Source organism: Bacteroidales bacterium, assembly GCA_029210725.1.
In the GTDB taxonomy this organism is placed as follows: Bacteria; Bacteroidota; Bacteroidia; order Bacteroidales.
Window position 1 is genome coordinate 109,907 of record JARGFM010000007.1, and the last position, 15,253, is coordinate 125,159.

The 15,253-nt window shown below is 50.9% G+C and carries 12 protein-coding genes; 4 read left to right on the forward strand and 8 right to left on the reverse strand.

Features of this window, described 5'->3' with window-relative positions; all coding sequences use genetic code 11:
* Nucleotides 1-3: 3 nt before the first annotated feature.
* The 6 genes from P1P86_05765 to P1P86_05790 form a co-directional block, all read right to left on the reverse strand.
* Nucleotides 4-1,101 (reverse strand): Nif3-like dinuclear metal center hexameric protein, encoded by a 1,098-nt coding sequence (locus P1P86_05765; GenBank protein ID MDF1574681.1) that lies wholly within the window; start codon nt 1,099-1,101, stop codon nt 4-6.
* Nucleotides 1,098-1,427 carry a MerR family transcriptional regulator gene (locus P1P86_05770; GenBank protein MDF1574682.1) on the reverse strand — a complete coding sequence of 110 codons (330 nt, stop codon included), beginning with the start codon at nt 1,425-1,427 and terminating at the stop codon, nt 1,098-1,100. The genes P1P86_05765 and P1P86_05770 overlap by 4 nt, the downstream gene beginning before the upstream one ends.
* Nucleotides 1,428-1,460: 33 nt before the next feature.
* On the reverse strand, nt 1,461-2,672 hold the full coding sequence (locus P1P86_05775) for a CapA family protein (protein ID MDF1574683.1): 1,212 nt from the start codon (nt 2,670-2,672) through the stop codon (nt 1,461-1,463).
* 15 nt (nt 2,673-2,687) lie between these two features.
* Nucleotides 2,688-3,653 carry a M23 family metallopeptidase gene (locus P1P86_05780; protein MDF1574684.1) on the reverse strand — a complete coding sequence of 322 codons (966 nt, stop codon included), beginning with the start codon at nt 3,651-3,653 and terminating at the stop codon, nt 2,688-2,690.
* A 28-nt stretch (nt 3,654-3,681) separates the two neighbouring features.
* Nucleotides 3,682-4,644: a M23 family metallopeptidase gene (locus P1P86_05785; GenBank protein MDF1574685.1), complete on the reverse strand. Its 963-nt coding sequence runs from the start codon at nt 4,642-4,644 to the stop codon at nt 3,682-3,684.
* A 99-nt stretch (nt 4,645-4,743) separates the two neighbouring features.
* A complete protein-coding gene (locus tag P1P86_05790; GenBank protein ID MDF1574686.1) occupies nt 4,744-5,736 on the reverse strand; it encodes a M23 family metallopeptidase in 993 nt (330 codons plus the stop codon).
* Between the two features lie 148 nt (nt 5,737-5,884).
* Between P1P86_05790 and alaS the strand changes: the two genes are divergently transcribed.
* Entirely contained in the window at nt 5,885-8,515 is a 2,631-nt protein-coding gene (gene alaS / locus P1P86_05795; GenBank protein ID MDF1574687.1) for an alanine--tRNA ligase, read from the forward strand.
* A gap of 68 nt (nt 8,516-8,583) precedes the next feature.
* Here alaS and P1P86_05800 read toward each other — a convergent pair whose 3' ends face one another.
* Together P1P86_05800 and P1P86_05805 are read right to left on the reverse strand one after the other, a co-directional pair.
* Nucleotides 8,584-9,525 (reverse strand): hypothetical protein, encoded by a 942-nt coding sequence (locus P1P86_05800; GenBank protein MDF1574688.1) that lies wholly within the window; start codon nt 9,523-9,525, stop codon nt 8,584-8,586.
* A gap of 307 nt (nt 9,526-9,832) precedes the next feature.
* Entirely contained in the window at nt 9,833-11,296 is a 1,464-nt protein-coding gene (locus tag P1P86_05805; protein ID MDF1574689.1) for a sodium:solute symporter, read from the reverse strand.
* A 57-nt stretch (nt 11,297-11,353) separates the two neighbouring features.
* On the opposite strand from P1P86_05805, the gene recR reads away from it, so the two are divergent.
* Genes recR through P1P86_05820 form a run of 3 tightly spaced genes read left to right on the forward strand, consistent with a single transcriptional unit; the run spans nt 11,354 to nt 15,236 of the window.
* Nucleotides 11,354-12,022 (forward strand): recombination mediator RecR, encoded by a 669-nt coding sequence (gene recR, locus P1P86_05810; GenBank protein ID MDF1574690.1) that lies wholly within the window; start codon nt 11,354-11,356, stop codon nt 12,020-12,022.
* Entirely contained in the window at nt 12,012-13,247 is a 1,236-nt protein-coding gene (lysA, locus tag P1P86_05815) for a diaminopimelate decarboxylase (protein ID MDF1574691.1), read from the forward strand. The genes recR and lysA overlap by 11 nt, the downstream gene beginning before the upstream one ends.
* Nucleotides 13,248-13,256: 9 nt before the next feature.
* Nucleotides 13,257-15,236, forward strand: coding sequence for a glycosyltransferase (locus P1P86_05820; protein MDF1574692.1), 1,980 nt, complete (start codon nt 13,257-13,259; stop codon nt 15,234-15,236).
* Nucleotides 15,237-15,253 lie beyond the last annotated feature (17 nt).

Consider the following 15,253-nt stretch of genomic DNA (forward strand, 5'->3'; position numbering starts at 1 on the left):
TTACTAAAAATATTTAATTGGATTTTTTTCAGTTTCCGATAAACGGACTGCAAATTTAGGGAATTTTTTTCTAAGTAGATCATAAAAAAGCTCCCGTGTAAACTGCTCACCTTCAAAATGACCGATATCCATCACCACGATCTTTCCATCAGCTTCCAAAAACTGATGGTATTTCATATCGCCTGTCACAAAAACATCCGCCCCGACTGCTTTAGCCTTTCCCAGCAGAAAACTGCCCGATCCTCCGCAAAGCGCCACCTTTTTCACCCCTTTTCCCAGAAGCTTGCTGTGCCTGACAACACTGGCCCGGCACCGGTCTTTCAGAAATCCCAGGAAGGCCTCCTCATCCATGGGATGCTCCAGTCTGCCGATCATCCCCATGCCCCTCCGGGGATCCTTGTTTTCCAGGGGATAAAGATCATAGGCCACCTCTTCGTAGGGGTGGGAAGAGCTCATGGCCCTGACCACCGCGGAAGCCAGTTCAGCCGGAACAATGGTCTCCAGTCTGGTTTCTGCTTCCTGGTGAAAAACCCCGCTTTCTCCGGCAAAGGGATGGCTTCCCTCCCCCCCCCTGAAGGTTCCGGTGCCCTCGAGATTGAAGCTGCAGTGGTCGTAGGCTCCTATTTCTCCCGCTCCGGCATCAAACATAGCCTGACGAACCCGTTCCAACTGTGCATGGGGAACAAAGACCACCAGCTTTTTCAGGGCTCCCCCGACCGGATCCAGAATCTCCTGATCCACCAGCCCCAGCCGGTTTGCCAGTGCGCTGTTCACTCCTCCCCTGATGGCATCAAAGTTGGTATGGCCGCTGTAGATCGCTATCTCTTTTTGAATGGCCAGTTTCACAATCCGTTCGGGCATGGAAGAGCCTGTCACAGATTTCAGTCCACCGAAAATGACCGGATGATGCGAAACCACCAGGTTTAATCCCAGTTTTTCCGCTTCGAGCACCAGCTCCTCGCTTACATCCAGAGCTACCAGAATCCCGCTTACCTTCATGCCCGGATCACCTACCTGCAATCCTGAATTATCGTATGATTCCTGCAGCGAGAGTGGCGCCAGGCCCTCCAGGTAAGCGGTAATCTCTCTGAGTGTGATCATGTAACCAGGTCAGTGAGCATGTCCTTGATTTGTTCCAGGGACCTGATGATTTCAAAATTATGTTCCGTATCCTCCTTATTCTCTTTCATCTTCTTACTGGCCCCTTTAAGGGTCATTCCTTTCTCCTTCACCAGGTGGTAGATAATATGAAAATTTTCAATATCCTTCTTTGTAAAAAGCCGGTTGCCCTTCTTATTCTTTTTTGGCTTAATGATATCAAATTCCTTCTCCCAGAACCTGATCAGGGAAGTGTTGACATCAAACATTTTCGCCACCTCCCCGATGGAGTAATAAAGCTTTTCCACTCTGGCTTCCTTATAAGGCATGGGACACTGGTTTTCAGTTAAACAGAGTTCAATTTAATCATTTTTCCAGAGAATTCCATCACTGTCCACCACCAGCTCCTGTTCAGGAAAATCAGCTTCGCTCAGCTCCCTGAGTCTTGCCAGAGCCCTGGCAGACGGATCAATTCTTGGTCCACCCTCTCCAGGCTGGTAGATGGAGACCACCTCTCCCTGCAGAAATCCACCCTCCCGGTCCACAGTGACCTTTATAATGGGGGCGATTCCGTTGGGCCCGCTGAGGTTAAATCGCCTGTAGGTGGCAAAATTCCCGAGGCTGTAACAAATCAAACGGTCTTTGTAGAGCTCCACCGCCCTGGTCACATGCGGTCCGTGCCCGAATACCACATCGGCACCCGCATCCACCACCCGGTGTGCAAAGTGGTATACACTGCCCCGGTTGTACCCCAGGTACTCCTCGTCACCCCGTACCACATGCTGGTGATCTTTTCCCTCCGCGCCTCCGTGAAAAGAGATAATCACCACATCGGCCAGAGAATCCAGCATGGCTGTAATTTCAGCGGCCCTGTCATAATCCTTCAGGTCCATGGTGCCCTTGTTGGGAGCAAAAGCAGCAAATCCATATACGACCCCCTCCTTTTCAAACAGGGTCCATGGATAACCTACAAATCCGGCAAAAGCAAGGCCTGCCGAATCAAGCAATGCGGCGGTGGATGCTCTGCCCGCCGGTCCGAAATCGTTCACATGATTATTAGCCACACTCAGCACATCATAGCCCGCATGCACGATACAGGATAAGAAGTGTTCCGGCATCCGGAACACATAGCACTGACTCAGGTTCCTGCATTTTTTCGGGCTGCCTCCCTGTGGACAGAATACCCCCTCCAGGTTTCCGAAAAGCAGGTCGCCCGACTGAAGAACTTCATGCACCGGCCTGAGAATGGGGCTGCAGTCGGCTCCCGGGGGAAGATAACTCTCTGATGGATAGTTTGTCCCCAGCATAATATCCCCTGTTCCGATAATGGTCAGGGAGCCCTCGCGGAGCGAGTCTTCCAGGTAGAGATAACTCCAGAGCATGGAATCGCTCAGGGCCGGGGCAGCAAGTTCCGGGGGAATGGTATCGGCCAGAGACTCTTCTTCAGGGTGAAGGGCCAGACTGTCCTGAATCCAGTAATCCGGGGTGGGACGGGGAAGAAAGACCGGCCCGGGCTTTTGCGCCTGCAGGGTGAACACCAGTAAGACCATTAAACCTGCAAACACCAGCCTCATAGCCTGTACCCTGTATCAGTTAATATCAAAGGAGGGATCAGCCTGGGAGAGCATGTCAATCATTTTCTCAAACTCTTTGGCCGAAAGATCGTTGGTATAATAGTTAATCGGATCCACCGGGCGTCCGTTCACATGAACCTCGTAATGGAGATGGGGCGACTTGGAGAGCCCTGTGCTCCCTACCCTGGCAATTACCTCACCCCGCTTAACCTTCTGTCCGACCTCCACGAGAACTTCATCGCAGTGACCATAGACGGTGCGGAATCCAAATCCATGATCAATCAATACCTTTTTCCCGAAGCCGCCTGCCCGGTACCCCGCCTGGAGCACCTCTCCGTCTGCAGTGGCATAGATATTGGTTCCCCTCGGCGCAGTCAGATCGATGCCTTCATGGGGCCTGACCACCTTCAGTATGGGATGCATTCGTGTTCCGAAAGAAGATCCGAAGCGAACCAGATCCTTCATCCCGATAGGCTGAATTGCCGGTCGCGCTGCCATCCACTCCTCCTTGTCCCAGGCCAGGTCAATGACTTCATCAAAGGAGGTGGACTGCATCACCAGCTTACGCTCGATCTGATCTATGTTCATATAGGTCTCCCGGAGAAGATCTTCATATTTTTGCTGCTCCAGCCAACTGTATTTTTCCGATCCCCCCACACCCACGCTCCGGATAGCCCAGGGCCGGACCTCAAAATATACCCGGTAAATATGGTCGTCATTAAAAGCCATTTGATCAAGTTTTTGCTCATAACTTGCAAAATCCCTGTTCATCAGGCTTAGTTCATAGGTGATTTTCTGCTGCTTGGCCTCCAGGTTTTCTGTTCGGGGAGAGCTTATAAAAAAGTCCCTGAAAAACAGAAATGCTGCAGATATAGAGAGAGTTAACCCTAAAAAAACCAGGAAACGCACAAATTTTTGCCTCTGGCTGAATTCGATCTTCTGGTAGCTTAGTGTTTGAGGGTTAAACCGGAATCTCTCCATACGGAACGCAATATACCAAAAAAGTGTATTAATCAAAAGACTGGCCCGACATCATCGAAATAACGATCGCCCGGTCATATTTTTCCGGGGTCAGATCCAGAAAAAAGTAGTTAATGGGATTCATGGGCTCACCATTCAGATGTACTTCATAATGAAGGTGGGGGGCCACGCTCAGTCCCGAATCGCCCACTGTTCCGATCTGATCGCCCCGCTTTACCCGGGCCCCCTGCCTCACCATCAATTCGTCCAGACAGGCATAGAAGGTGCTGTAGCCAAAGTCGTGTTCAATCCGTATCTGGTTTCCAAGTCCGCGTTCTGAGCGGACAGCCGACTCTACCTGGCCATCCGCAGCAGCAAATACAGGAGTCCCCACCGGGGCAGAAAAATCGATCCCGTTGTGCATCTTGAAAATCTTATAGATGGGATGGATGCGATTACCAAATCCTGAGGCGATGAGGGTCAGGTCCTGATTCTCGATGGGCTGAATGGCCGGAATGAAAGGAAGCATCTCCAACTGCTTCTCTCCCCTGATCATCAGGATATCGTACTGCGTTTTGCTTTGTTTCAGATGAAGCATCAGGGAATCCAGTTTCCGGGCCGAATGGTGAACAATCTCTTTATCCGGGGTCTTCAGCAGTTTCTGATAGTCCAGGCCTGTAAGCTGGTTACCGGCTGTCTGTACAGGTTCTGTTTCGAAGATCACCCGGTAAATATCCTTGTCAATCTGCTCCACTTCCTGGATGACCGTATCCACCATCTGCTTTCTCTCACTGAGTGCCTCATACTGTTCCAGGAGCATTTCGTTCTCTCTCCGGATCTGCCGCTCCCTTGGAGTATCAAAAAAGAGTGAATAGACTACATTCAGGAGCACGGCAATCACCACTATGGCTGCCATATAGATAACAAAACGCCATATACGGGCTCCCAGACTGTCATCCAGCTTCCTGTAATCCAGATTTTCCGGGTTGAATTTAAACTTCGAATGCTCCATTCACACGTCTCAGTCAAACAATTGAGTGCAAAAATAGGAAATATTTCCGGCTCAGGGGTACTAATTCCGGATCGAGGTACTAATTCCGGCTCAGGGGTATTATTTCTGGCTCAGCGCCAGGGAGTGATATGCGTTGTCCGGAGCTCCTGCATTGGAAGCCAGGAGGGAATACTCATCCCTGGAGAGATTTTCGTAGAAGAAATAAGTGGGATTTACTGCCCTGCCGTCCTTCCGGATTTCGTAATGAAGGTGCGGACCGGTCGATCGTCCGGTACAGCCCAGGGTCCCGATAACTTCACCCCGCTTCAGTTCCTGCCCTGGTTTCACAAAGATGTCATCCAGATGCGCATAACGGGAAGTATATCCGTAACCATGATCTATAAGCACTTCTTTCCCGTATCCGTACAGGCTCATCTTTGCAAATACGACCGTTCCGGCTCCGCTGCTGTGAATATCAAGTCCGGTGGGACCTGCCAGGTCAATTCCATGATGTGCTGTGCGCTGACCGGTGAAGGGATCGTTCCGGTATCCGTAGCTGGAAGTAAGCCAGTAAGGATCTGCAGGTGAAATGGGGTTGATCGATGGTCTGCATGCCAGAAAATGCTGCTTCTCCACAGCCTCCTCCAGGATCGCATTCAGACTGGAGTTCTGGATTCTTACCTTGTTTGAGATCTTATCGATTCGCTGCGAAACGTCCAGGACCATCCCTGGTTCCCTCAGGTTTCTCAGGTGCTGATCACGAAGCGCCCCCCCCGTACCCACCCCGCGGATGGAATTAGGAATCGGATCCAGGCTCAGAATGGCCCTGTAGAAGCGGTCGTCCCTGTTTTGCAGGTCGGCCAGTTGAGCTTCCACCTCCTTCAACTCCGAATTCAGAGCAGCATATTCGGCCCTTAAAGTGTTATTTTCTTGTTCATAAATAATCTGACGGGGAGTAGGGTATATCCTCTCAAAACCAAATCTCATCAAAATCGCGATGGAAATAAGTCCGAATGAAAAAAGACCCAGGTAGCGGATACGCTGTTTTTGCGTTAATTTAACTCGCTCATAACGAAGTGTTTCCAGATTTATATAATACTTCTTACCAAACATCCGCTAGCTTATGGGGGCTAAAAATAGACAATGACAGTTAATTACCCAAATATTCGTCAAAAAAGTTATTTTTTGTTCATAACACGGTTTTATTTACGAAATTTGCGCCCCAGGGTTACCTTTTTAATCAACAAACTCAAAATATTCAATGACATCGCAGGAGATCAGACAGGCATTTTTGGATTTTTTTAAGGAGAAAGAACACCAGATTCTGCCCTCCGCCCCCATGGTTCTGAAGAACGATCCAACGCTGATGTTTACCAATGCGGGGATGAACCAGTTCAAGGACTATTTCCTGGGAACCCGCAAGCCCTCCTTCCAAAGGGTATGCGACACCCAAAAATGCCTGCGGGTAGCCGGCAAGCACAACGACCTGGAGGAGGTAGGTCACGATACCTATCATCATACCATGTTTGAGATGCTGGGCAACTGGTCCTTTGGGGACTATTTCAAAAAAGAAGCCATTGGCTGGGCCTGGGAGTTTCTTACCGAACGTATGAAGCTGAAGAGCGACCGTATCTTCGTCACTGTATTCGAAGGCGATCCCCTGGACGGGGTCGATCGCGATCAGGAAGCCTTTGATTACTGGAGGGAGCTGCTTCCTTCCAATCGGATTCTGAATGGCTCCAAGAAAGATAACTTCTGGGAGATGGGCGATACCGGACCCTGCGGACCCTGTTCCGAGATTCATCTGGACCTGCGCGATGAAGCAGACCGGAAAAAGGTGCCGGGCGTGGAACTGGTCAACCGCAACCATCCCCTGGTAATCGAGATCTGGAACCTGGTTTTCATCCAGTTCAACCGGAAAGCCGGCGGAGAGCTGGAGAACCTCCCTGAAAAGCACGTCGACACCGGGATGGGCTTTGAAAGGCTCTGCATGGCCATCCAGCAAAAAAAATCCAATTACGATACCGACCTCTTTCAGGCTCTTATCGGGGAGATCGCCAGGCTCTCCGGCACTCCGTACGGTTCGGATCCATCCTCCGATGTGGCCATGCGGGTGGTGGCCGACCACCTGAGGGCCATTTCCTTCTCCATTGCCGATGGCCAGCTTCCCTCGAACAACAAGGCAGGTTACGTAATCCGCCGGATCCTGCGCAGGGCCGTCCGTTACGGCTTTACCTATCTGGGGCAGAAGGAAGCCTTTATGCACACCCTGATCCCCACCCTGGTTCAAACTATGGGGAAGGCTTTCCCTGAGCTGGACGCCCAGCAAGAGCTGATCATGCGTGTTATCAGAGAGGAGGAACTCTCCTTTCTCTCCACCCTGGAAACCGGCATAGGCCTTCTGGACCGGCTCGTGGAGACAGCAAAGGCCGGACAGAGCAATATCATTCATGGAAAAGAGGCCTTTACACTCTACGACACCTTTGGATTTCCGCTGGATCTGACCCAGCTGATCCTCAGCGAGAAGGGTATGAAAGTAAACCTGGAGGAATTCCAGGTCGAAATGGAGAAACAGAAAAGCCGTTCCAGGAAAGCGGCCGAAACAGAGTCGGGCGACTGGACGATACTTCTGGAGGATAAAAACGAAGAGTTCGTGGGCTATGACCGGCTTTCCACAGAGGTGAAAATCAGCCGCTACCGCAAGGTGCTTGTCCAGAAGAAGGAACAATACCACCTGGTTTTTAACATCACCCCTTTTTATGCCGAAAGCGGCGGACAGGTGGGCGACCGGGGATTCATCGAAAATGAAAGGGAGAAGGTGGAGATCATCGATACCCGGAAGGAAAATGAACTGATCATTCATGTGAGCAAAAAGCTGCCGGAAGATCCGGCAGCCAGCTTTATCGCTAAAGTTGACCTGGCTCGCAGAACCCGGGTGGCCAACAATCATACGGCCACCCACCTGATGCACCATGCGCTCAGGGAGGTCCTGGGCGAACATGTGGAGCAGAAAGGCTCCCTGGTCGAACCGGATTACCTTCGTTTTGATTTCAGCCATTTTCAAAAGGTGAGTGATGAGGAACTCCGCAGGGTGGAGCATCTGGTCAACCGGATGATCCGCCAAAACAGCAGCATGGAGGAGCATCGGGCGGTTCCCAAAAGTAAAGCAGAGGAGATGGGGGCCCTGGCACTCTTTGGCGAAAAATACGGGGATGCCGTCCGGGTCATTAAATTCGGGGAATCGGTGGAACTCTGTGGAGGAACCCATGTGGCTGCCACCGGACAGATCGGGATCTTCCGGATCTTCCGGGAATCCTCCGTTGCTGCCGGCATCCGGCGCATCGAGGCCTTTACCGGCGAGGCGGCTGAACGCTACCTGGACGAACATGTGGAGATCGTCAGGCAGATCGCTGAAAATTTTGAGAATCAGAAGGACGTGGTCAGGGCAGTCAGATCTGTACTCAGTGAGCACGGCGAACTGGTCAGACAGGTGGGTAAATTCCAGAAAAACATGCTGGGTATCCTCGCCAGGAACCTGGAAGACCGCAGGAAACGAATCGGGGATATTTCCCTGGTCACCTCCCGGGTCGAGCTGGACAACCCGGGTCTTCTGCGCGACCTGGCCTTCCAGGTGCGCTCCAGGCACCCCGGGATATGCCTGATCCTGGGTGCGGAAATTGACGGAAAGGCGCACCTGGCCTTTATGCTTTCTGAGGTGGCCACAGAGTCCTACGGTCTGAATGCCTCCACCCTGATCCGGGAGGTGGCCGGAGAGATCCGGGGCGGTGGCGGCGGTCAGCCCTTTTTTGCCACCGCCGGAGGGAAAAATCCCTCAGGAATCGATAAGGCCCTGAGCCGGGCTGATAAAATTATCAGGGAAGCTGTCGGGTAAAAATAAGAGATGACCCCACGATGAGGCCATCTCCGTAAAACTATATAAATCCTTAATGCTCATGCATATTAATCATCAGTGAATGTAGAAGCATCGAATGTAAATTCGTTTTCACAAATATTATTTTCATAGTGCCAATCAACTTTGTAAGCGGGACAAGAATTTTCATCTAACTCAGACTCATCCCCCACAAATACACTGGCCGAAAAGATTTTATCATCATTCATTGTAATTGTAATAGCTCCATCAACTACCGTAATTTCACCTACTCCACCAAGGTCTACAGGAACACCATCGGTATCCTCATAAATACTGTACCCTAATCCATTACACCAACCGGCGTTTTCATGAGGGAATATTGAACCTTTACTTAATGCATAGGATTCCTCTCCACAATCATCACCTGTATAATACCATACTTTCACACCAAATATTTCATCCTCAGGCTCTTCAAGATCACAAGGCACAAAACAGAAGGTCAGGTTGCTGACCATGTGCTTGTCGCCCGGTGCAGCAAGTCCTCCGTCAAAAGTGGTGCCTCCATCATAGAAATAGACATTGGCTGCATTGGAACCCTTCACGATCACCGCTCCTACCTTATAGAATTCCCCATTGATCTCCAAGCACCCATCGATGGAGAATGCGATGTGGATACCATCAACGCTTACATTCAGGCCAGACGGAAAACTGGAGGCAAAACCCTCAGCATCATCATCCCAATCCACCTTGTCGCCACAGAGATAATCAACTCCACATTCAGCGTCCGGGGCAAAATAATCAAAGACCTCAATACAGGTCCTGTTTCCGCCCTTGTTCTCTCCGGGGATGACCTGAGGAATAACTTCCTGATCCAGACTCGTAGGAATGTTATCTCCTATATCTACGACTACTTTTGAAGCATTGGCAGCTTTAAGTGCATCGATCCCCAGATCTTGTTTGTCTTGCTTTTCGCAGGAAACCATGACTAAAGCCATAATTAATCCTGCCATAATGTACAATAGTTTTCTCATAGCATTTCCATTTTAGTTAGACCTTAAGTAATATACATAAAAATAGACTTTATGCATAAGATTATCAATGCATAACAGGTCCTATTTGATTAATCCTTAAAATTCATAGACAGGCGCATAAATTCTAACTCTAAATCAGATTCCTGAAAATAAGTTCGGTTCCTTTTTTGATTAATCTAAAACCTAAGCTGACAAACAAAGAGGAATTAAGGTCAAAAGTATTTTGCAAAAGGCTTAACACCAAGTCATCCCTTACCTGAAGATGTCAAAACCCCTTTATGTTGTCAATAAGTCTGGTTGTTTGTCCTCAGCGGCCTGATTGTTTTGTGGTTTTCCTGCTGGTCAGTAACAATGCCCCGAACATAATGGCACCGTTCACTATCAGCAGTTCAAAGCCAAACTGGTAAGCCCGGAAGAGCTGCTCCGAATAGTGACTCAGCAGGAAGGAAAACAGGGGCGACAGAATGGCGAGCAGGGGAACCAGCCGGTCTCGTACCTGCAGGCGGGTGAACAGACCAAAGGCATACAAGCCCAGCAGGGGGCCGTAAGTATATCCGGCCACCCGGAAAATGGCCGAGATCACACTTTCGTCGTTGATGGCCCGGAACAGCATGATCACCAGCCCGAGAATCACTGAGATGGCCAGATGCACCGTCCGGCGTGTGCGCGTCAGCTTCCCGTCCTCCCACTTCTGTGCCTCCAGGATATCCACGGTAAATGAGGTGGTCAGGGCAGTCAGGGCCGAGTCGGCACTGGAGTAGGCCGCGGCAACCAGTCCCACGATAAAGAAAACCCCTACCACCTGGGGCAGGTAACCTCCGGTGGCCACCACGGGGAAGAAATGATCGGTGGTTTCAGGTATGGCCATCCCGCTGAACTGTGCAAACTGGATCAGGACCGCCCCCAGAAAGAGAAAGACCAGGTTCACCGGAACCAGCGAGATACTCATCAGGTACATGTTCTTTTTGGCTTCCCGGATATTCCTGCAGCTCAGGTTCTTCTGCATCATATCCTGATCCAGTCCGGTCATTACGATGGTGATAAAGGCACCGCTCAGAAAGTGCTTGAAAAAATGGTTCTCCCTGTGCCAGTCATCAAGGATCCAGATCTTTGCATCCCCTCCGGCCACCACCCGCCCGATCATCTCTCCCAGTGAAAGGTCCATATGGCGGGTGATCAGCAGAATGGAGACCACCACGGCAGTCAGCATGCTGAAGGTCTGCAGGGTATCGGTCCAGATAATGGTCTTGATCCCCCCGCGAAAGGTGTACAGCCAGATCAGGCCGATGGTCACCATCACCGTCACATAAAAGGGGATGTTCCAGGTATCAAATACGGTGAGCTGGAGGACGCTGGCAACCAGGAAGAGGCGAAAGGAGGCCCCTATAATACGCGAGAGCAGGAAAAAAGAGGCCCCGGTCTTATAAGAGGACCTGCCAAAACGCTTCTCCAGGTAGCTGTAAATACTGGTCAGCTGCAAACGGTAATAAAGCGGCATCAGCAGGTTGGCTATCACTGCATAACCCAGCAGGTAACCCAGCACCATCTGCATATAAGAAAACTGGCTGTCGGCCACCCATCCCGGTACAGAAATAAAGGTCACTCCCGAAAGGGATGCCCCGATCATGCCGAAGGCCACCACATACCAGGGAGATTTGCGTTCGCCCAGGAAAAAGGCGTCGTTCCCGGCTCCCCTTCCCGAAAACCAGGAGATGATCAGCAGCAGCAGAAAGTAGGCAAGGATGATGGATATGATCAGTGTGGCTGACAAGGTGCGATGGGCGATTGGGCTAAGATGTGTGGCAAAATTGAATAAAATCGCACGAAGATGAAAATTATATATGCTATTTTTGAGGCATCTATGCAAAACTATTCGTCAAAACTACTGGAAGAAGCGGTAGATGAGTTTGCCACACTCCCGGGGATCGGAAGAAAAACCGCCCTCAGGCTCGTACTGCACCTGCTAAAGCAGGATGACAAAGATGTGGAGCATTTTGGTCGTACCATCCTCCGGATGAAGGAGGAGATTCTCACCTGCAGGGAGTGCCACAATATTTCGGACAGCGAAGTATGTTACATCTGTTCAGATCCTTACCGGGACAAACAGACCATCTGCGTGGTAGAATCGATCCGCGATGTAATGTCCATTGAGAATACCCAGCAGTTTACCGGGGTCTACCACGTGCTGGGGGGGATCATCTCCCCCATGGATGGCATTGGTCCGGCCGATCTGACCATTGATTCGCTGGAGCAGAAAGTAAAATCGGGCGGACGCAAAGAGGTCATTCTGGCCCTCAGCACCACCATGGAAGGCGATACGACCAATTTTTATATTTACCGCAGGCTCCAGGAATACCCGCTTACGATCACCACGCTGGCCAGAGGGCTGGCCATCGGAGATGACCTGGAATATGCCGATGAGGTGACCCTGGGGCGTTCCCTCCTGAACCGGACCTCCTTTGAGGAGACCTTTAAACACAGCAAACATGGAACTTAAGAAGAACCAGTATACCATAGGGGGGCTATCTGTTACCGGACTGGCAGAAAAGTACGGATCACCCCTCTACATCTATGATACGGAGGTAATGATCCGGCAGTACAAGCGGATCACAGGCGCTTTTTCCGGGACCAGGGTAAAGATCAATTACGCCTGTAAGGCGCTGACCAATATTAACGTGCTGAAACTATTCCGGGGACTGGGATCGGGGCTCGATGCTGTCTCCGTGCAGGAGGTTAGCCTGGGACTGAGAGCCGGATTTGCACCACAGGATATTCTTTACACCCCCAACTGCGTTTCCATTGAGGAGATCGAAGAAGCGGTGGAACTGGGAGTGCGGATCAATATCGATAACATAGCCATCCTGGAGGAGTTCGGGAACAGGCATGGTGCCAGTATTCCCATATGTGTCCGCATCAATCCCCATGTTCTTGGCGGGGGCCACAATAAAATCTCTACGGGTCATATTGACTCTAAGTTCGGCATCTCCATCTACCAGATACCCCATGTGCACCGTATTGTGGAGACAAATCACATGAAGGTGGAAGGGATCCATATGCACACAGGCTCGGACATTCTCGACATGGAGACCTTCCTGAGAGCCTCAGAGATCATGTTCGAGACCGCCGGGGAGTTCAGGGAACTCGAGTATGTCGATTTTGGGAGCGGATTCAAGGTGCCCTACAAGGCCGACGATGTATACACGGACGTGGAGGCCCTGGGGCAGGATTTGAGCAAACGCTTCAACCGCTTCTGCAAGGAGTACGGGAAAGAGCTTACCCTGGTCTTTGAACCGGGAAAATTCCTGGTCAGTGAGGCAGGCTATTTTGTAGCCCGCGTCAATGTGATCAAGCAAACCACCTCCACGGTATTTGCAGGGCTTGATACCGGCCTCAACCACTTTATCCGGCCCATGTTTTATGATGCCTATCATGAAATTATCAATGTAAGCAAACCGGGAGGGAAAACCAGGATATACACGGTGGTGGGATATATCTGTGAGACCGATACCTTCGGATGGAACCGTAAGATCAGTGAGGCCGCCGAGGGAGACTACCTGCTCTTTAAGAATGCCGGTGCGTACTGTTATGCCATGGCATCCAACTACAACTCCAGGTTCCGGCCTGCGGAAATAATGGTGCATCAGGGGAAGGACCACCTGATCAGGGAAAGAGAGGATATGGAGGACCTGCTCCGTAAGCAGCTCGAGATCGATACCCTGTAAAAGACTAACATGGATCTTTCGGTCATCATCGTCAACTACAATGTGAAGCACTTCCTTGAACAGTGCCTCCATTCGGTACACCAGGCTGTCAAAAGACTGGAAAAGGGGGAGGCCCGGGCAGAGGTTTTCGTGGTGGATAACAATTCGGTGGATGGCTCCGCAGGCGAAGTCCGGCAAAAATTTCCCTGGGTGCATCTGATCGAAAACCGTGAAAATGCAGGCTTCTCAAAGGCCAATAATCAGGCCATCTCCCTGTCGTCGGGCCGTTATATCCTGCTTTTGAATCCGGATACCGTGGTGGAGGAGGACACTTTTACCAAATGCATCGGTTTTATGGATTCCCATCCCGGTGCAGGTGCCCTGGGTGTAAAAATGATCGATGGGAAGGGGGCATTTCTCCCCGAGTCAAAACGCGCCCTTCCCACACCACGGGTCTCCTTTTACAAAATGTCCGGACTTGCGCGCCTTTTCCCCAGGTCCAGGCGTTTTGGCTTATACCACCTGGGCCATCTCGACAAGGACCGTACCCATGTGGTGGATGTTCTGGCAGGTGCCTTTATGTTTTTGCGGAAAGAGACCCTGGAGAAAACAGGAACCCTGGATGAGTCCTTCTTCATGTACGGGGAAGATATAGATCTCTCCTACCGGATTACAAAAGCAGGATATAAGAACTACTATTTCCCGGAAACGACCATCATCCATTACAAAGGTGAGAGTACCAAAAAAGGGAGTCTGAATTACGTGCTGATGTTTTACCAGGCCATGATCATCTTCGCCGGTAAGCACTTTAGTTCAAAAAGGGCAAAGACCTTCAGCCGGCTGATCAATATGGCCATCTACTTCCGGGCAGCCCTTTCCCTGGGGAAGCGTTTTCTCAGCCGTATCTACAGACCCGTTCTGGACGGAACCTGCATATTCCTGGGCTACCTCTTTGTACTCCCTTTCTGGGAACAGGTCAGATTTAATACTGCAGGCTATTATCCCCCCCAGTTCCTCCGGGTCGTGGTGCCTGCCTATATCCTGATCTGGCTGCTCTCCCTCTACTATTCGGGAGGGTATGACAAACCGCTGCGCCCGGGCTCCTTCTTTAAAGGACACCTGGTGGGCACCCTCATCATTCTGGTGATTTATGCCCTGCTGCCCCTGGACTGGAGGTTCTCCCGGGCCCTGATCTTCCTGGGTTCCTTATGGGCCATCCTGGGAACCATGGGCCTCCGCTTGCTTCTGCACCTGGCGGGAAGCAGCGATTACCAGATCGATCTGAACAGGCAAAAAGGTCTGCTTATCGTGGGACTGGAAGAAGAGGCCGTAAGAGTAAGCGGCCTGTTAAAGGAAACCCAGGCGCGTCCCCATATCATTGGCTTTGTCGCCCCCGGTTCAGATACCCCCGGAGGAACAGAGAGTGCCAACTATATCGGTCAGATCGACCAACTGGATGAAATCCTTGCCATTCACCGTGTAGATGAGATCGTGTTTTGCTCCAAAGACCTTCCCTCCAGGAGTATTATCAGGATCATGACACGGCTCATAGGGAGTTCTGTGGATTTTAAGATTGCGCCGCCGGAGAGCCTGTCGATCATCGGCAGCAACTCCATCAATACTTCGGGCGATCTCTACACTATTCCATTCAATTCCATCGGGAAAGAATCGAACCGGCGAAGCAAAAGGCTTTTTGATGTGGCATCCTCGCTCCTGCTTCTGCTCACTTTCCCCCTTTGGATCCTCTTTGTGGAGGGGCACTTCAACAGTGTGGGGAATACCCTGTGGGTTCTTCTGGGATTCCGGACCTGGGTGGGATACCTTCCTTCGGGGCACCCGGATCAACCGGACCTGCCCCCGCTTAAAAAAGGAATTCTGAATCCGGGTGTCCACTACCCTCCCGGATCACTGAGCCCGGAACGGATAAACGAAATCAATATCGTCTATTCCAAAGATTACCGTCTCACTACCGACCTGTTAATAATCACACGGAGTTTCAGAAAGATATGAAGCGATTTTTTGATTAA